This is a genomic window from Clostridium sp. CTA-5 (assembly GCF_054768135.1).
The window spans coordinates 227,731-248,387 of sequence record NZ_BAAAAT010000002.1 but is presented as its reverse complement, the minus strand read 5'-3'; the positions used below and the strand labels follow the sequence as shown (position 1 = coordinate 248,387).

Annotated in this window: 14 protein-coding genes; 13 read left to right on the top strand and 1 reads right to left on the bottom strand. The window is 26.9% G+C overall.

The features are described from left to right. Positions 1-493: 493 nt before the first annotated feature. From ACYUET_RS06390 to ACYUET_RS06345, 10 genes are all read left to right on the top strand, one after another. Positions 494-1,462: a DMT family transporter gene (locus ACYUET_RS06390; protein WP_460278476.1), complete on the top strand. Its 969-nt coding sequence runs from the start codon at positions 494-496 to the stop codon at positions 1,460-1,462. 359 nt (positions 1,463-1,821) lie between these two features. Continuing rightward, entirely contained in the window at positions 1,822-4,203 is a 2,382-nt protein-coding gene (locus tag ACYUET_RS06385) for a sensor domain-containing diguanylate cyclase (protein ID WP_460278475.1), read from the top strand. A gap of 479 nt (positions 4,204-4,682) precedes the next feature. Next, positions 4,683-6,008 (top strand): ABC transporter substrate-binding protein, encoded by a 1,326-nt coding sequence (locus tag ACYUET_RS06380; RefSeq protein WP_460278474.1) that lies wholly within the window; start codon positions 4,683-4,685, stop codon positions 6,006-6,008. Between the two features lie 30 nt (positions 6,009-6,038). Further along, complete coding sequence (locus tag ACYUET_RS06375; protein ID WP_460278473.1) at positions 6,039-6,926, top strand: carbohydrate ABC transporter permease; 888 nt, start codon at positions 6,039-6,041, stop codon at positions 6,924-6,926. Between the two features lie 266 nt (positions 6,927-7,192). Next, the gene (locus tag ACYUET_RS06370; RefSeq protein ID WP_460278802.1) at positions 7,193-8,017 is read left to right on the top strand and encodes a carbohydrate ABC transporter permease; all 825 of its coding nucleotides are present in this window, start codon (positions 7,193-7,195) and stop codon (positions 8,015-8,017) included. 308 nt (positions 8,018-8,325) lie between these two features. Continuing rightward, positions 8,326-9,309, top strand: a complete 984-nt coding sequence (locus ACYUET_RS06365) for a glycosyltransferase family 2 protein (protein ID WP_460278472.1) — start codon at positions 8,326-8,328, stop codon at positions 9,307-9,309. Between the two features lie 17 nt (positions 9,310-9,326). After that, on the top strand, positions 9,327-10,196 hold the full coding sequence (locus tag ACYUET_RS06360) for a LicD family protein (protein ID WP_460278471.1): 870 nt from the start codon (positions 9,327-9,329) through the stop codon (positions 10,194-10,196). 271 nt (positions 10,197-10,467) lie between these two features. Continuing rightward, positions 10,468-11,451 (top strand): glycosyltransferase family 2 protein, encoded by a 984-nt coding sequence (locus ACYUET_RS06355; protein ID WP_460278470.1) that lies wholly within the window; start codon positions 10,468-10,470, stop codon positions 11,449-11,451. Between the two features lie 217 nt (positions 11,452-11,668). After that, a complete protein-coding gene (locus ACYUET_RS06350; RefSeq protein ID WP_460278469.1) occupies positions 11,669-13,531 on the top strand; it encodes a polysaccharide biosynthesis protein in 1,863 nt (620 codons plus the stop codon). Positions 13,532-13,596: 65 nt separating this feature from the next. Next, entirely contained in the window at positions 13,597-15,090 is a 1,494-nt protein-coding gene (locus ACYUET_RS06345; protein WP_460278468.1) for an O-antigen ligase family protein, read from the top strand. A gap of 289 nt (positions 15,091-15,379) precedes the next feature. Here the strand turns inward: ACYUET_RS06345 and wecB are convergent, their stop codons facing one another. Next, positions 15,380-16,441, bottom strand: a complete 1,062-nt coding sequence (gene wecB / locus ACYUET_RS06340) for a non-hydrolyzing UDP-N-acetylglucosamine 2-epimerase (RefSeq protein WP_460278467.1) — start codon at positions 16,439-16,441, stop codon at positions 15,380-15,382. A 323-nt stretch (positions 16,442-16,764) separates the two neighbouring features. Here wecB and ACYUET_RS06335 point away from each other — a divergent pair, with 323 nt between their 5' ends. The 3 genes from ACYUET_RS06335 (at position 16,765) to ACYUET_RS06325 (ending at position 20,459) form a co-directional block, all read left to right on the top strand. After that, entirely contained in the window at positions 16,765-17,196 is a 432-nt protein-coding gene (locus ACYUET_RS06335; protein WP_460278466.1) for an Rrf2 family transcriptional regulator, read from the top strand. Between the two features lie 148 nt (positions 17,197-17,344). After that, positions 17,345-17,950 (top strand): DsbA family oxidoreductase, encoded by a 606-nt coding sequence (locus ACYUET_RS06330; RefSeq protein ID WP_460278465.1) that lies wholly within the window; start codon positions 17,345-17,347, stop codon positions 17,948-17,950. Positions 17,951-18,437: 487 nt separating this feature from the next. After that, positions 18,438-20,459: a methyl-accepting chemotaxis protein gene (locus ACYUET_RS06325; protein WP_460278464.1), complete on the top strand. Its 2,022-nt coding sequence runs from the start codon at positions 18,438-18,440 to the stop codon at positions 20,457-20,459. Positions 20,460-20,657 lie beyond the last annotated feature (198 nt).

The window sequence follows — 20,657 nt, the reverse complement described above, 5'->3', positions numbered from 1 at the left end:
TTATGTATATACTAATATATAAAGTAATATAAAAATAAAAGACATAACATAATTACTAAATTGTAATTATATAATAGATATAAATAGTTAAATAAAATAACAACACATAATTTAAAAAAGAGGAGATATTAGATTAATGATATCTCTTCTTTTTTATTATATATTTTTATATGAACATATTGTATTGAACAATGAACAATGATAATATAAAAATGTTCATAAAATGAACGGGATTATTTGGTATATATTTTAATTAAATCCTATTTAAGATAATACTATCTGGAAATATAATTTTAGGATTTAGGTAGACTAATTAATATATGTTAATTAAATCTTTATTTAAAATTAGCTCATGCTTAAAATATTAACATTTACTTAAAAAATAATCGAAATTAAATTTACTATTATATTTAAGATGAGATTTTAGTAAGAGCAAAGGCATGTGTAATCAATTTATGTAAAATTAAAAGAATAATAAAAAGGGGAGATTAATATGACTAATAATTATAAGAAAGGCGTTCTGTGTGCAATTAGTTCAGCTATCTCTTGGGGCGCATATACAGTCCTTATGGGAATTATATTAGCAATGACACCATTTGTTAAAACTGAACAAGCAATAGTTTTAGCACCGATAATAGCTGCATTTTTACATGATAGTTTTTCGGCTATTTGGACATTTATATATCTTGGATTTAGAAAACAACTTAAGAATTTTTTTAAGGCAGTTAAAACTAAAAGTGCTTTATGGGTTGGTTTAGGAGCACTTCTTGGAGGACCAGTTGGAATGACGGGATATTTATTATCAGTTAAATATATTGGACCATCTTATACAGCAATAATTTCATCACTATATCCAGCAGTGGGGGCTTTACTTGCAACAGTTGTATTAAAAGAAAAAATTAATAAGAAAGCATGGGTTGGACTAATAGTAGCAATTATTGGAGTATCAGTTTTGGGATATACATCAGCCTCAACTTCAGTGAACCCTTTAGGATTTTTATTTGCATTATTGTGCGTATTTGGATGGGGAAGTGAATGTGTTATATGTGCGTATGGAATGAAAGGTGATGAAGTTACATCAGAATTTGCACTTCAAATAAGACAATTTACTTCAGCAGTAGTTTATGGATTGATTATAGTTCCAATAGTAGGCGGAATAGGATTGAGTTTTGATATATTAAGGAATAGTGTTATCTTTTGGATTGGTGGAACAGCACTTGTAGCAACAATATCATATTTATGTTACTATACAGCAATCTATAAAATAGGTCCAACAAGGGCGATGGGGCTAAATATAACTTATGTTGTATGGGCAATTATATTTGATAAAGTATTCTTAGGTAATGAAATAAGTTTATTAACAGTTTTAAGTAGTATCCTTGTTATAGGTGGAGTTTATTTTGTAGCTAAAGAGCCTGAAATAGAATCAGTAGATGAGGGGGAACTTTTAGAAGTTAAATAGAAGGGCAGTGTTTTAAAAAGAAAATCAGCATAGAGATTAAAGTATACTTAATATTTTAATATATTAAGTAATAGACTATCTTAAAAAGTAGCAACTTTTTAAGATAGTCTATTTTTACTTTTAGAAAAGTATAAAGTTTATAAAATGTGTATCGAGTATAAATAAGGGTACTAAACCTTAGAAGATACTATATTTATCAATACTTTATAAAAATATAATAAAAAGCATAAATTTTACGATAAAATTTAAAATAATTAATATAAATTTAAAAAACAAGTATAAAAGCAATGAAATATAATGATTATTATGTAGAATTATAGTACAATTATATAATAATACATAATAAATGAGGTGAAAAAGTGAACATAAGCAAAAAGTTCATTGTATTGTTTATATTGTTAATTACAATACCTACTTTTATTATAACAAGGGTATTTATTAAGAGTTTTGATAATAAATATGATAATCTTATACGACAAAATATAACTACAGCAGCAAGCGAGCAATCTAGAAATTTAGAGAATTTCTTTAATGAACGTTTAATTGATATGAAACTCATAAATAATATAGATTTAATTAAAAATTTAATATATAACTTAAATAATGGATTAGATTACAAATTCAATCAAGAAATTTCTAATAAAATATTATCACATAGAGAAAAAGAATATGACTTCTTAAGTTCAATTGTAATTATTAATAAAAATAAAGAAATAATTTCATCAAGTAATAAAGATTATTTAGGTAAAACTATGTCAATTAGTGAAGATGAATTAAATAAATTATTTAATAATGAAGTTATTGTAAGTAATGTTCTATCAGAAGAAAAAGCCATTAATTCTAAAAAAAATGTAATTACAGCATTGCCTATTTATAAAGATGATTATCAAGGTGCAATAATAAATGTTATAGATATAGATTATTTTGAAGAAATCGTAAATAAAACTAGTTTTTTCAAAACAGGTAAAATGGCTATTATAGATAAAACTGGAGATATTATAGTTTCTGGAAATAAAACATTAACGCATAATATTAATGATGTTAATATAGATAATACTTTATATAAAAAGTGGAGAAGTATAAATTTTGATGACCAACCCAGTGGTATTATTACGTATACTATAAATGGTGTTGAAAAAATAGGATATTATTCTAAAATTTCAAATACTGGTTGGACTGTACTTAGTAGTGTAGAAGAATCAGAGTTTACAACAGATATTGAAGAATCTATCAAAACATTAGTTATATTTATATTAATAGGTGTAGTATTAATAATAATTGCTAATATTTTCATGATAAATTATTTTTCTAATCCATTATATTCATTATTAGCAGCTATAAAGAAGATAAAACTAGGAGATTATAGTGTAGAATTTACGTATAATAAAAATAATGAATTTGGAGAAATAGCCAAAGCATTTAATGCTTTAATTGATAAGGTAGCTAATCAAAAAAAAGAACTTGAATATAGCAATAGAAAATTTGAGTCTCTAATCTCTAATATGCCAGGTGGAATAAGTAGATATAAATTAGAAGATGAATCCTTTATGCTGGAATTTATAGGGAATGGATATTTGAAACTTTTGGGATATACTAAACAAGAATTAAAAGAAAAATTTAATAATGACATATTAAATTTAGTTCATGAAAAAGATCGTTTAAGAGTAAAACAGGAAATAGACGATCAAATAAATGAAAAAGAAAGATTTGCTACAGAATATAGAATAGTTAATAAAGATAAAAAAGTTATTTGGGTATTTCATAGTGGTCAAATAGTTCATCATCATAATGGAGAAACTTATATTTACACCTTATCAATGGATATGACTAATCTTAAAACAATAGAGGAAGAACTTAGAGTAAGTGAAGAACGTTATCGTATTATTATGAGTCAGACAGAAGATATTATATTTCAATGGAATATTGATGAAAATACAATTTCTTATTCAGATAATTGGTGGAATAAATTTAAATATGATCCAATAACAAGTAATGTTAAAGAAGAAATTGATAACGCAGATATAATTCATAAAGATGATATATCTTTATTCAAGAATTTACTTAAAGGAAGTTTAAATGAGAATGCATGTAAGCAAGTTGAGATAAGGGCACGAACTCATGATAAGAATTATAGTTGGTTTAGGGTAAGAATAAGTACTATACTTGATAAGCATGGAAATTTATCTAAAGTAATTGGGGTTATTATTGATATTAATGAGGAAAAAAAGGAAGCAGAGAGATTGTTATTTAAAGCAGAAAGAGATAGTTTAACTAATTTATATAATAAAGGAACAGTAGAAAAAAATATTCAAGAATATATTGAAAATGAGGGAAAAGATAGCTGTCATGCATTATTTGTAATAGACATAGATGATTTTAAATCAATTAATGATGAATTTGGACATTTATGCGGAGATAAAGTTTTAAGAAATATATCTTTAAAAATGTCAGAGGTATTTTCTGGAGATGAAATAATTGGGAGAATTGGCGGAGATGAATTTATTGCATTTTTAAAGGATATAAAACATGAAGAAGAGATTGATAATAAGGCAGAAAAATTAGTATTGGCATTTAAAGAAATCTTAATAGAAGAACAATTAGATTATAAAGTATCAGGAAGTATAGGAATTTCAAAATATCCTAATCATGGTAAAATATTTAAAGAATTATTTAAAAATGCGGATGAAGCATTATATTTGGCTAAAGAAAATGGAAAAGATAATTATTACAAATTATCTTAAAAATATGATATGTTTTAAGTGAATGTTAATATTGGAGCATAAATACTATTTTAAAACAAAATTAAAAAACAAGACTACCTTAATAGAATTAATATTTGAGGTAGTTTTATTTTTTATAACCAAAATTGTGAAATTTGTAGATGAATTCTTTGGTGATATGATTTGTATAGAGTATAATGATAAAATTTATATATTCAGGAAGAGATTTTTATTTAGATAGATTATATAAGTATATTATAAGAAATAAAAGTAACTTAAAACTGTATAGCGTCAGGCTTTAAGTTACTTTTTTGTTATATTTAAAATTAATTGTAAAAACTTTACATGAACATATTGTATTGAACAATGAACAATGTTAATATGAATTTGTTCATAAAATGAACAATATAATTCGAATAAGTTATAAAATTTAAATAGATTTTATAATGATGTATTTTAAAATATAATTAAATTTTTATATTTTATGGGGGGAAAAGATTATGAATAAATTTATAAAAGGATTTTGTTCATTAGGATTAAGTACAATTTTAATGACTGGTTTGGTTGGATGTGGTGAAAAAACATCTGCTAATCAAGCACAAAAGACTGAAAATGGAAAAATACAAGTAGAGTATTGGTATGGTCTTGGAGGTAAGCTTCAGGAGAATATGGAGAAGATTATTAGTGATTTTAATGCTTCTCAAGATAAATATGAAGTTAAGGGAATTGCACAAGAAGACTACAAGGCTACATTTAAAAATCTGCAAGCTGGTATTGCAGCTAAAAAAGCACCAGCTCTTGCAATATTAAAACCTGATAAAGCAGCTGTTTTTAATAATAAAAATGTATTACAAGATATAGGAGAATATATAAGTAAAGACAATGATTTTAAGAGTGATAGTTACATAGAATCATTTTTAGAATTAGGCAAAAGTAATGATAAACAGTATGCATTTCCAGCCTTTGGAACAACTCAGGTATTGTATTACAACAAACAAGCTTTTAAGGATGCTGGAATATCTATGGATTCTATAAAAACATGGACTGAACTTGGAGAAGCAAGTAAAAAGCTAGTTAAAAAAGATGGTGATGAAGTTAAGTTTTATGGATGGGAACCAATGTGGGGACCTGATAATTTAATTGATGCTTCATTAAGTAATGGAGGAAGTATTTTAAGTGAGGATGGAAGTAAAGTTTTAATAAATTCACCAGAGTGGATAGAAGCTTGGGATACATTTAGAGGATGGATACATGATAACAAGAACATGAGAATTCATTCGAATGGACAAGGATGGGAATATTGGTATTCAACAGTTGATGATGTAATGCAAGATAGAAGTGCAGGTTATACAGGATCATCAGGAGATCAAGGAGATTTAGATTTTAAAAAGTTAGCTGCATGTGAACAACCTGCATTTAAGGAAGGAAAAGAATCTAAACCTGTTGCAGAATCAAGAGTTTTTGTTATTCCTAGTATTGTAAATGAAGAAGCAAAACAAGGTGCATATGAGTTTATTAAGTATTTCACTAAGGCAGAAGTAAGTGCAAAATGGTCTATAGCATCAGGTTATATTTCTGTAAATAAGGAAAGTGCCAATGTCCCAGAATTTAAGGAATTTGTTGCTGAGAATCCTCAAGCTGCAGTACCAACATCACAAGCACTTCACGCTACAAAGGTATTTATTGATCCAACAGATGGAAAAATATATGATGCATTAAAGATTGCAGCTGATAAAGTTGAAATAGAAAATGTACCGGCTAAGGAAGCATTGGATGAAGCTCAAAAAGTTTCTCAAGAAGAATTAAATAAAGTTTTAAAGAAATAGCTATATTAAAAGTAATGATGGGGTGGAATTATGAGGAGATTAAAGAGTAAAAGTATAAAGCACATATTGACTATATTAATGTTTATATTGCCAGCAGTAATTCCACTTATTATATTTTGGTTATTCCCAATAGTTAAGTCTATATTTATAAGTTTTACAGATTGGGACTATATGACTTCTAATTATAATCTTGTTGGATTTGATAATTATAGGGGAGTATTTTCAAGTGATATATTTTATAGTGCACTTAAGAATACAATTATATTTACATTAGGAACTTTAGCTCCAACTATAATAGGGGGATTGGCTCTTGCAATGTTATTAAGATCTAATTTTAGGGGATCAGCTTTATATAAAGCTATAATATTTTCTCCTTGGGTCACACCAACAGTTGCTATTTCAATTGTTTGGAGTTGGATATTTGAACCTAAATGTGGGTTTGCAAATTATATATTACAGTTATTTAGTTTGCCAAAGCTTGAGTGGTTACAAAGCTCAGATACATCTATGCTTGGAGTAATAATTGTTACTGTTTGGAAAGGAATGGGTTGGGCAATGGTGTTTTATCTAACAGCTTTAGAAAAGGTTCCTAATAATTTATATGAAGCAGCTTCAATAGATGGGGCAAATTCATGGAATAAATTTAAAAGTATAACATTACCTTTAATATCACCAACTACATTTTTTTTAAGTATAATAACAACTATAAATTCATTGCAGGCTTATGATCAAATTCAAGTGTTGACTCAAGGAGGACCATCAGGAAGTACACGTACATTATTATATATGTATTATCAATCTGCATTTGAAAATTTCAATATAGGAGAGGCAACTGCAATTGCTACAGTTATTTTACTTATAACAGGGGGATTGTCTATTATACAATTCATAGCATCAAAAAAATGGGTTCATTATTAAAACGTGATGTAGTTATTTTATTCTGTATTGGAGGAAATGATATGGAAAGAAAATTAAATGATAATAATAGTTTTGCTTCAGAAAATATTAATCAAGCTATAGAGGATAAAAAAAGTCATAGCAAGAAGAAAATAATTTTTCTTGATAGGTATGTTTTATCAAGTGAATTATATAATGTAAGTAAAACACTTATAGATAATAGATTAGAAAATAAACAAGCAAAAAGTGATACTTATACTTATGGAAAAGTTAAGCTATCTAAAAAAATGTTTATAGCTAGATTAATTAAATATTTTTTGATTTTGTTTGCTAGTATTGTTGCAATATTTCCTTTTGTATGGATGATATCTAGTGCGTTAAAGACAAAGAGCGAAGTTTTTAGTTTCCCTCCAAAGATTATCCCATCCAATTCACAGTGGGGGAACTTCATAGAGGTATTTAAAGAGGCACCTTTTGGTACTTATATGTTTAATAGTTTATTTGTTGCAACTTCTGAAGTGGCTCTTCAAATAGTTACTTCTGCAATGATAGCTTATGCTTTAACTCAGTTAAAATTTAAAAGTAAGAAAGTTTTATTTGGTATGATAATGGCTACATATATGTTACCATCTGCTACCACATATGTTCCTTGTTATATATTACTTTCAAATATAAATTTATTAGATAAATTATCAGGATTAATAATAAGTAATGTTGTAAGTATATTTGGGATATTTTTATTAAGACAGGCATTTTTACAAGTTAATCATAGTTTGGTAGAAGCCGCTAGAATAGATGGTGCCTCTCATTTTAAAATATTATGGAAGATTATATTTCCATTAACTAAACCTAGTTTTATAACATTTGGATTAATAACTTTTGTAAAATCTTATAATGATTATATGTATCCTTCTCTTATATTAAAAACACCAGAAAAATTTTTGGTATCATCAGGACTTAGACAGTTTTTTATAGAAGGAGGAGCTTACGGGATAAAATGGCCACAGGTTATGGCTGCAAGTACACTTACTGTGTTACCACTTGTGATATTATTTCTAATAGCACAAAAATGGTTTATGGGAGGCATTGGTGATACAGGAGTAAAAGAATAAACAAAAAATAATATTAATATAGATATTTATTTTCATGTGCCTAATTTAATTAGAACATATATATTAAAAACAGGGTTATAATAGATGACCCTGTTTTTAACTTTATGATAATTTTTTGTATATTATTTAACTGGTAATTACTAAAAAAATTACAACTTAACAATTTTTTCATTTTTAATTAGATATTTTGTTTTATAATGTTTTTATAGGTGGAAATCACAAGAAATTTTTGTGATATAATATAATCATGTTTTTTAGTTAACTATTTTAAAAATAGTTAAAGTTGAATTTAAATTGGAGGAAATTTTATGAATTGTAAGGTTAGTGTTATAGTGCCAGTTTATAAGGTTAGGGACAGAATTTTAAAGACACTAGAATCTTTAAAAGCACAGACCTTTAAAGAATTTGAAGTTTTATTTATTGATGATGGTTCACCAGATGATAGTAGTGAATTTGCTGATAACTATCTAAAAAACTCAGGTGTTAATTATAGAATAATAAAAAAAGAAAATGGTGGAGTAAGTTCAGCAAGAAATTTAGGAATAGAAGAAGCTAATGGTGAATTTATTCAATTTTTAGATTCAGATGATTATATAGATAAAGATATGATTAAGGATTTATATAATAAAATTACTGAGGAAAAATGCGATGTAGTATATTCTGCATATGTTTTTGAAGAAAATGATGGAAAGAAAATTACTGATAATATAGAAGGTTTAAGTGAAGGGAAGGCTTCAGGAAAGGAAGCAGCTTTAGGTCTTATTTATGGGATTTCATATACTCATATAATGGCTAATTTATTTAAGCGTTCATTATTAGTTGATAATAATATTAAATTTGATGTTAATAGAAAATTTGCAGAAGATATATCTTTTATGATTAAATCTTATGCTTATGCCGAAAGTATTTACTGTATGAAGAAAATTTATGCTCATTATGTAAAATGGGGAGAATCTGTTATGAATAATGTATCTTTAAATTATTTAGATGTTTATTATTCAAATATAGAAACTTTACAATATATAAGAGCAAATTTTGATGATAAAGAACTAGAAAAGGCAATGATTCAAAATAGAATTCCAACTGCTATAGTAAATATTTTTATTGCTTTTGCAACAAAACAAGATTTACATGAAGAAATGTACAAATTTATAAAGAAAAAAGATGTTAGAAAGAACTTAAGTAGATATAAAATGGTTAGAATAGAAAAAGATAGAATTAAGTATTCAATATTAAGTAAATTAATATTACATAGTCCTAAGACAGTAGAAAAATATTATTCAAGAAGATAAGGCGGAAGGTGACTTTAATGGAGAATGTATCTAAGAAAAATCACGAGGAATATAGATATAGCGAAGATAAGTATGAAGATTTAAGCTTAAGAGATGCACAAATGTTGATGGTTAGTATTTTAAAAGATGTTGATGAAATATGTGAAAAACATAATCTTAAATATTTCTTAGATGCTGGGACATTACTTGGTGCAGTAAGACATAAGGGATTTATTCCTTGGGATGATGACATGGATATTGGTATGCTTAGAGAAGATTATGAAAAGTTTTTAAAAATAGCTAAAGAAGAATTACCAGAGCATTTATTTTTACAAACATTTGATAATGATAAGAATTATGATATTTATCAAGTACCATGTAAAATTAGATATAATAATACAATTTTAATTGAAAAGAATATAGCTGAAAATCATGATATGCATAATGGAGTATACATTGATGTATTTCCATATGATAGCCTTCCTAAAAAAGGATGGGTTTATAAACTTCAAAGAATGTTAAGCTATAATGTGTTAAAGAGCTTTATAAGACTACGTGAAACTCCAGAAAAATTAAGTTTTAAAAATAAAATAACGTTTACATTTTATAAGGCTATTACTAAAATATTTACTGTAAAAAGAAGAGAAAAGTTTTTTAAGTTCTTAGTAAACTGGAATGACAAAAACTCACCATATATGGGATATGGTTTAGATACTGTATGGAGTGAGTATGTTTATAAAAAAGGGGACTACTTTGATTTAATAAAATTAGAATTTGAAGGAGAGCATTTTTATGGTCCTAAAAATGCTGATGCTATTTTAACTCAGTTATATGGAGATTACATGACTCTTCCTAAAGAAGAAGAAAGAGTATGGCACGCAAAGATAATTAAAAAGTTAAAAGTTTAGAGTTCTGATTAATACTAGAATGAAGTGTTGATATTATAGTATAAACACTATATTTTAAGATATAGTGTTAATTTATAAAAGGCCTTCTCACTTATGAAATTTTACTTAAGAAAAATGACTAATTATTGCATATAATCAGTAATATTAGTATAATTCATATAGTAATAAATACAATTAAAAATACAGTAAAATACTTTGATTAGTTATTATGTTAAATGATAAAAAATATTGTATTTTTTGGTTGAAATCAAGATAAAAGGGAGAGAATGGTGTGGTAAAGGTATCTATAATTACTCCTGTTTATAATGTGGAAGCTTGTATTGAAAAATGTATAAGATCAATAATGAGCCAAACGTGTAAAGACTTTGAATTTTTACTTATAGATGATGGGTCTAAGGATAGGAGTATTGATATAGCTAAAAGTTTACTTAAAGATTCTGATGTAAACTATAGAATCATAACTCAAAAAAATTCAGGGGTTAGCACTGCAAGGAATAAAGGAATACTAGAAGCAAGTGGTGAGTATATTACGTTTTTAGATTCTGATGATTACATTGATTCTAAGTTTGTTGAACTTATGTATGATAAAGCTAAAGCAACAAATTGTGATATAGTTTTTTGTGATTATAGTGAAGTTGATGCTAATGGAAATACTTTGGTTAGAAATAGAACAAAGTATTTAAATGATTTTATAAGTGGAAAAGAAGCAGCTTTAAGGCAATTAAGTGATGATATAACTATAGGAATGAGAAGTGCTATATACAAAATGTCAGTTATAAAAGATAACAATCTTTTGTTTGATAGTAATAGAAAATATGGCGAAGATATGGTTCTTATAGTAAAAGCTTTAATTCATGCTAATAAAGTAATAAGTGTAAATGAAGTTTTAGCATTTTATGTTATTTGGGAGAATTCAATAACTCAAAATGTTTCATTAAAGCATCTTGATTGTTATAATTCATATGTGGATTTATTAGAATATGTTAGAGGAATGGGAAACCTAAAGGAAATAGAGAAATTTTTAATAGAATATAAGATTCCATATTCTATATCACATATTTTTTCTGTCTTATCTAGGGATAAAAACTTTCATGAAAATCTTTTTGAATTTTTAGCTAAAGATAATGTAAAGAGAGATTTAAGAAAATATAAACTTCAAAGATTGGATAAAAGTAATATTAGATATTTTATTCAATGTAAAGCTATGACTTATTTTCCTAAAACATTCTCAAAGCTAATTAATAAAGTTAGATAACTTTTATAATTGACAATAGACCATGGACAATTGATAATGTAGGATAAAATCACCTTGTGGTTTCTAAGATATATATTTTTAAGAAAGCCTGTGGCTTTTAACCACAATTGTCAAATGTCAATTGAAACGTGGCTTAACCACTTTGTTATGTATATTAAATAAACGAATAACTTGCTTAAGTTTTAGCAAGAATCTCTTGAATGGGAGGGAGATTATATTGAAAAATTGGAAAACATTAATCATTATGATAATAGATATATTTATGGTAAATATGGCGTATCTTTTTTCTATAAATATAACTCATGAAGGAAGTTTTACAGAGATTGCAGGTATATATTCTCAAGATGTTGTAGTGTTAAGTGCAATTTATTTGGTATGTTTTTATCTATTTAAAATGTATGAGAGTTTATGGCATTTAACAGGAACAGATGAATTTTTATTAGGTGTTGGAGGAAGTATTTTAGCAGGCTTGTTAACTATAGGATATACAAGAACATTAGGATCAACAATACCACTAAATATTTCAGTTGTTGGTATACTTTTAACTATTTTCTTTGTACTAGGATATAGAATTCTTTATAGAGTTTATAGAAGAACTCTTTTATACATACCATTTAAGTATTCATCTGACCAAAGAAGAGTAATGATAGTAGGTGCAGGTTCAGCGGGTACTATGATTATTAATGAAATGATGGCAAGAAGAGAACTTAAATATAATCCTATAGTACTTATAGATGATGATAAAAGTAAGTTAGGAAGAAGAATATCAGGTGTTAAGGTAGAAGGGAATAGATATGATATACCTTATATAGCTGGAGAACAAGAAATTGATTTAATATTAATTGCAATACCATCACTTGATGCAAAGAATAAATCTGAAATTATTGAGATTTGTAAAAATACTAATTGTAAACTACAAATAATCCCTGGTATGTATGAAATTCTAAGTGGTGATGCTACAGTCAGTAGGATTAAAGATGTAGATTTAGAAGATTTACTAGGAAGAGATCCTATACAATTAGATAATAAAGGTATTTCAGATTATATAAAGGATAAAGTTATTTTAGTCACTGGTGGAGGGGGATCTATAGGGTCTGAATTATGTAGACAAATAGCAAATTATAATCCTAAAAAGCTTATTATTTTTGATATTTATGAAAATAACGTATATGATATCCAAAATGAATTAAAAGAAGAATATCCAGACTTATCATTAAAGGTATTAATTGGATCAGTTAGAGATAAAAGCAGAATTCGTGAGGTATTTAAAAAACATAAAATTAACGTTGTATTCCATGCAGCAGCTCATAAACATGTACCTTTAATGGAAGATAGTCCTAAAGAAGCAGTAAAGAATAATGTATTTGGAACATTAAATGTTGCAACAGAAGCAAGTTTAGCTAATATTGATAGATTTGTGTTAATATCTACAGATAAAGCAGTTAATCCAACTAACATAATGGGAGCAACAAAGAGACTTTGCGAAATGATTATTCAAGCTATGGATAAACAATCAAAAACAGAATTTGTTGCAGTTAGATTTGGTAATGTGCTTGGAAGTAATGGATCGGTTATTCCTTTATTTAAGAGACAAATTGCTCATGGAGGACCTGTTACACTTACTCATAAGAAAATAGTTAGATATTTTATGTTAATTCCGGAAGCGGCTCAATTAGTGCTTCAAGCAGGAGCTTTTGCTAAAGGAGGAGAAATTTTTGTTTTAGATATGGGCAAGCCAGTTAAGATTTATGATTTAGCTTGTGATTTAATTAAATTATCAGGTTTTGAACCTAATAGAGACATAAAAATTGTAGTTACAGGACTTAGACCAGGAGAAAAATTATATGAAGAACTTTTAATGAGCGAAGAAGGTCTTAAGGATACTGAACACAAAAAGATATATATAGGAAAACCTACATTTGAGAGTATGGATACTTTAAAACAAAAACTTGACCAACTAGAAAATTTATTAGAATTAGATGATATTGCAGAAATAAAATATCAAATGCAAAGAATAGTACCAACATATCATTGCAAAAATGAAGATGAAATTGCAGCAGATAATGCAGATCAAGAATAGCCTTTAGAAGATAGCACAGAAAGGGTGGTGAGCTCTGGTTAGATAAAGTATCTAATCAGACCTATATGGAGAATCAAAATAAAACAAGGAATATATTCTTAGCAATATTATTTATAGTTGCTATAGGATTAGGAGTATTAACTAACAGTTATTTAATTACAGGGATGTATATATTAACGATTTTAGCAGCTGTATACATTATTAAGGATAAGGACATTTATAATTTATTATATGCTACACTATTAGTTTCCTTATTTTATGATTACACGTTACATGTTCCTAAAATAGAAAGCATATACTTTTTTCACATAGTTTTAGGAATATTTACTTTATTATCACTATATAAAGTTTTTAAAGACAGAGATATATTGGCTAAATTAGACAAAAAGATAGTAATATTTTTTGTGATTTGGTTTATATATATGTGCATGAGTGTTGCATGGGCATTAAGTAAAGGGCTAGCTATAAAATATATAGCTATATATATTATGATGTTTGCATTTATTGTAGATATGATGATATATAACATTAGTAAAGAAAGACTTAAAGAGACTATTAAGTTATTATTGCTATTAGTATCATTTATTATACTTGTAGGGTTTGTAGAAGTTCTTTTAGGTAAACAGTTACCAGTAAGACATTATATTGATGGCTTTATGAAAAGTTTACCACAATGGCAAATTAACACTATAAAGGCAAGACCAATAGCATTTTCATATAATACAAATAACTTAACAGCAACACTTGCAATATTATCACCACTATGTTTTTTTGCTATTTATAAGTTTGAAAATATATTAGCAAAGATATGGTTCACATTAATTTCATGTATAGGCTTTACATTAGTTGTTATAACTACTTCAAGAACAGGGTTTTATGCATTTTTAGTTGGTTTTGGAGTATTTATAATATATTCAATATTTAATATGAAGAATTTGGGAATTAAGCAAATGGTTTTCCCGATAATTATAATAGCAGGATTTTTCTTAGCTTATAATTATGGTCAATTAATTATGAATATAGAGCCAGTAAAGGATGGAGAAATACATTATACAACTAGTCTTTCTGGTAAATTACATTCATTAGAAGGTTTTGTAGAGGGTGAAGGTTCTGATGAAGGATCAACATTACATAGGATGGAAATTATAAATAATGTATTAAATGGTGTGATAAGAGAAAAACACTTCCAAGGTTATGGAGTAGGAAATGTTGAACAATTTTTAAAGAACAGAGGAAATTCAGGATCTATATATAGTCCACATTGTTATGCAATAGAAATACTTGGAGATTTTGGAATTGTTGGAATAGCATTGTATGGAATATATTATTTATACTTACTAGTTGGAAATTTTATTATAGGAATAAAGAAAAGAAGTAGAATATGTTTTGCAACAGTATCTGGTCTTATAGCGTTTGCTCCAGCAAGTTTTGGACCAAGTTCTATAACATATGTATTATCATATTGGGTGCTTATGGGCTTTGCAATTTCATGTATTCAAGTTTATAAATCAGAAGACACTAGTTCAGTACCAGGAAAAATAAAAGAATTTCATTTTTAAATAAAATATGTTTTAAAATGATGTTAATATTATAGTATAAGTGCGAACTGGCATTGGAATTTGCTTTTTAGAGTTCTTGATGAAGATTTGTCAAATTAATTGCTAGTCATCAATCTTTGATTGGAAGCATGCATTAATTGGACTAAACTTTATTCTAGAATTCTTAATGCAAATTCCTCTGTCCATGAGCTTTATACTATAATATGAACATTTACTTAAAACAAAAGACTATCTCAAATTCATAATTATGTTTTTGAGATAGTCTTTTTAGTTGTAGGTTATGTTTTAATTAACCTATATATTTTTGAATTATATTTGTAATTATTTCTGAAGTATTTCCTTCTCCAAATGCTGAAGGTGGGTTACCTGTTGGATTAAAGTTTGCGATTGCATCTAATATTTTATTTGAATCACTTCCAACGATTGTATTCCAACCATTATTAACAGTTTCAACCCATTCAGTTTCATCACGCATAGTTATACATGGTTTCTTTAAGAAATAAGCTTCTTTTTGAACTCCACCACTATCAGTTAAGATTTTCTTTGAATTATTTTCTAAAGAAATCATTTCTAAATATCCAACTGGATCAATTATAGTTACATTTTCTCCAATAGGTAAATTATATTCTTGAATAAACTTCTTAGTTCTTGGATGAAGTGGAAGTATTATTTTTTCATTGCAATTACTTAATGCACCAATTATTGAAGTTAATCTTTCTATGCTATTAGTATTTTCAGCACGATGAATAGTTGAAAGTATATAGCTTTCTGGAGCTAAGTCTAACTTTTCAACTATGTTTGACATTTCTTTAGCTCTTTCTTTGAAAAGATTTATAGCATCATACATAACATCACCAGTGTTATACACACCTTTTGTTATATTTTCAGCTTTTAAATTATTTTCAGCTGTTAAAGTAGGAACAAAAAGTAAATCAGATATATGATCTGTTAATATTCTATTTTGTTCTTCAGGCATAGTTTTATTAAAACTTCTAAGACCTGCTTCAACGTGAGATACTGGTATTAATAATTTGCTAGCACATAAAGCTCCAGCAAGTGTTGAGTTAGTATCACCATATACTAAAACCATATCAGGTTTTTCTTTAAGATATATTTCTTCAAGAGCAATCATCATACTACCAGTTTGATGACCGTGATTAGATGATCCTATACTTAAATTATAATCTGGTTTTGGAATTCCAAGCTCCTCAAAAAATATATCAGACATATTATTATCATAATGTTGACCAGTATGTACTAATATTTCAGTATTATTTTTTCTGATTTTATTCGAAACTGTTGCAGCTTTAATGAATTGAGGTCTGGCACCGATAACAGTTAAAACTTTCATAAATTACTACCTCCTTAAATTTCATATAATATTATTTAAAAAATATATACCTATAATAAAGACACTTAGTAGATATTTAAAGTAGTGCTTATATTTCGGATATGACTATTTTATCACATAAGAACCTTAAATGAAATAAATTAACATAACATTAAAAAGTAAATTCCACTATCCATGAGCTTTATCCGATAGCTAACTCTCAGATGAAAGCAAGAACTTTGTTTATATTATAATATTAATTTTCATTTAAAATATATATTAACAAAAAACTATTGACTTTAACTCTTGTTGCAACTAGAATAGTTACAACGGGAGTGATAAAAATGAAAATAAGCAGTAGGTTTTCTGTAGCAGTTCATATTTTATCTATATTATCTATGGAAGATAAAAATTTATGTACTTCTGAATGGATAGCGGGTAGTGTAAATACTAATCCAGTTGTTATAAGAAGAGTTATTGGAATGCTAAAGAAAGCAGGGTTAGTTAATGTTATTGCAGGGGCTGGTGGAGCCTATTTATTAAAAGAATTAGATGAGATAACATTGCTAGATGTATATAGGGCTGTGAATGTTGTGCAAGAAGGAGAATTATTTCAATTTCATGAATCACCGAATATAAATTGTCCTATTGGTGCAAATATTCAGTCAGTTCTGGAATGTGTTTTATTAAGTGCTCAAGAGGCTATGGAACAAGTATTAGAAAATGTAACAATGGAATATGTGGTTACTGGTATAAGAAAAAAAATTGAGAAATAAATCAATTTTTTTTATACTAGTTGTAACTTGTATAGTTACAACTATCCGTAGATTAGTAAATTTGTGGTACATAAATATCATATCATAGGTAAAAATTTAGAATTGTTGTAACTGATATAGTTACAAGTAAAAGTAGGAGGAGATTAAAATGTCATTAAATATTAAAGTATATTTTGATTTTGTTTGTCCATTTTGTTTTTTAGCAGAGGAAACTTTAAGTCAAGTAATAAAAGGAAAGGATATAAATATTCAATGGATGCCATTTGAATTAAGGCCAGAACCATCAGCTAGAATTGATCCATGGAATGATCCATTAAAATTAAATTCATGGAATAATCTTATAAAACCAATAGCAGAAAAATTAGGAATAAATATGAAGTTACCAAAATTATCACCTCATCCATATACCAATTTAGCTTTTCAAGGTTATCATTATGCAAATGAACTTGGAAAAGGAGATGAATACATTAGAAGAGTTTTTAAAGGATTTTTTGAAGATGAATTAGATATTGGTAAGGTTCAAGTATTATCAAATTTGGCTGAACAAGTTGGTCTAAATAAAGAAGAATTTATAGAAGTTTTAAATACAAAGAAATATAAAAATAAACAAGAAGAAGCATTAAAGCAAGCCTATGAAGAAGCAGATATTACAGCGGTACCTACAATTATTATAGGTAATGAAATAATACAAGGTAATACTTCAAAAGAAAATTTAGAAAAAATAATAAATAAACAATTAATAAAAAAAGCCTAAAATCATTGTTATGTTTTAAGTAAATATTGATACTGTAGTATAAACTGCTTTTTAAAAAGTAAATCTAAATGTTAATTTGTACTTATACTCAAATATCAATACTATTTTAATATATAGTAAAATTTAATTATAATAGCAGTAAAAGCAATATTGTAAAATACTTAGATGTAACAAGGGAAATTGCTATATAAGTGAAATATATTCAAAAAATTAATTTATATTTATAAGATGTAAAAAGTACCATTTAATCCTTAAGATTTTATCATATAATCCGATAATTTATATAAGAATACTTGGTTTAAAAAGAAATTTACTTTTATTTTAAACCAAATTATTCTTTAGAAGCGTGCAACCGTTGAATTTACATATGAAAATCTTATAACATTAAATATAGAACTTAGATATGGATTTTTAATTTTTAACTTATATAAATAGATATGTTACGGTTGCTAGCTATTAGAAAAAATAAGTTATGGGAGTGATAGAAATGTTGAAAAAGTTGTCTTTTAAAATGAAATTATTAATTATGATTTTGCCTGTTGTGATAATTGGAATGTCAATTTTAAGTTTTACAACATTTTATCAATTTAGAAAGAACACTGAAGAAGAACTTATCAACAACAGATTGGAGGAAGGGAAAAAACTAACTGAGAACATAAACACTTGGTTAGAAGGGAAACTATTAGAAGTACGAAGTGCGGCTAATACACCTACAGCAAAACTAATAGAAAAAGATATTGCGGCAGTAGATAATTTTAATGCAGAAAGAATTAAATTCTTAGAAAAAAATTATCCGGGTGAATATGATAACACATCTGCAACTTTATTTAATAATGATGGTAAATCTAGAGCCCAATATTCAAACGGAAGTTTTGTAAATGGTGATGTATCAGAAAAACCTTGGTATCAAAATTTAATGAAAGGTGTACCATATAATATATCTAATCCAGTAATATCAAAAGGTACTGGTAAGCTTTTAGTTGTAATAGGTGTTCCAATTAAAAATGAATCAGAACAATCAATAGGAACAATGATATCAGCAGTGAATCTTTCATATATTAAAGATAAGGTTAAGGATTTTAAATTTGGTGAGAAGGGGTATAGTTTATTAGTTGGCCAAGATGGAACTATTCTTGAACATCCAGATGAATCATTAGTAATGAAGACAAAGATATCAGAAATACAAGATGAAAATATGCAATCATTAGGAAAAGAAATGATGAAAAATGAATCTGGTGTATTTAGATTTGGAAGTGGAGATAATAAATCAATTGTATTTTATAATAAAGTCCCTTTATCAGGATGGAGTGTAGCAAGTGTAGTATCTGAAAAAGAATTATTTGCTTCTGTAGATAGAGTAATGTCAATATTATTTTTAATAACAATAGTGATTGTATTGATTATTGCACTTGTAATTATATTTGTAGCAAAACAGATGACATTACCATTAACTAAATTATCTGATTTTGCAGAAGAGATTGCATCAGGAAACCTTACAAATAAATTAGAAGTTAATGGACAAGATGAAATTGCTAAAGTAACAAGAGGATTAAATAATACAGTTTCAAATCTTAAAGAAATGATAGGTGACATAAGTAGTTCTGCAAATGAGGTTATGGTGGTATCTAATAGCTTAGCTTTAGGAACAAGTGAATCATTAAAAGGAAATGAAGAGGTTTCAAAAAGTATGCAAGAAATAGCATCAGGAGCTGTATCACAGGCAGAAGGCGCAAGTAAAGCATCTATTGTAACTGGAGAGTTAGTTCAAGATATAAATGAAGTGTTTAAAAAGTGCAATTACATGATGAATATAGTAGAAAAGTCAAGTGATATGAGTATCTCTGCTTCGCAAGGGGTTAAAGAAGCAGTAGATAGTATAAAGAATATAGCCGTTACGAATAAACATAATGTTGAAGAAACACAAAATTTATTAGAACAATCTAGAGAAATTGGACAAATTGTAGATGTGATAACAGAGATAGCAGAACAAACTAATCTTTTATCACTTAATGCAGCAATTGAAGCAGCCAGAGCAGGGGAGCAAGGTAGAGGATTTGCTGTAGTTGCAGAGGAAGTCAGAAATTTAGCAGAACAATCAAGTAATTCGTCAAAAAGAATAGCAGAACTTATTGATGGCATTCAAAAACAAATTGAAACCATATCAGATAAGATGAATGCTGGAACAGATGAAGTTATTCATGGTGTTGAAATGGCTAAATTAGTTGGTAATAACTTTGAAGAGACAGAAAAAATATTTAAACAAGTTAGTGATATAGTATCAGAGGTATCAGAAGCTACAAATAGAATGGAAAAGAAAGCGAATGTAACAGCAGATGTGATAAATAATGTTGCAGCAGTAACAGAAGAAAATTCTGCAGTAACAGAAGAAGTTACTGCATCAAATGAGGAACAAACTGCTTTTATGCATCAAATTGTAGACTCAACTTATACATTAGAAGAATTAGTTAAGAAACTTAATAATACAGTAGAAAAATTTAAGATAAATTAATTAGGGAGGCTTTAAGGCTTCCCTATATTTATATAGAAAATTAAAAATTACGCAGAATGCGCATTAAATTTTATCAAGGTTTATTACTGCAAATGCTATATTAACAATACATTCTATGATTTATTTTAAACCTATTAAATCTACAAATATTCTAGATAAATTTATATTTTTGTTCGAAAAATATTTAATATTTATAGA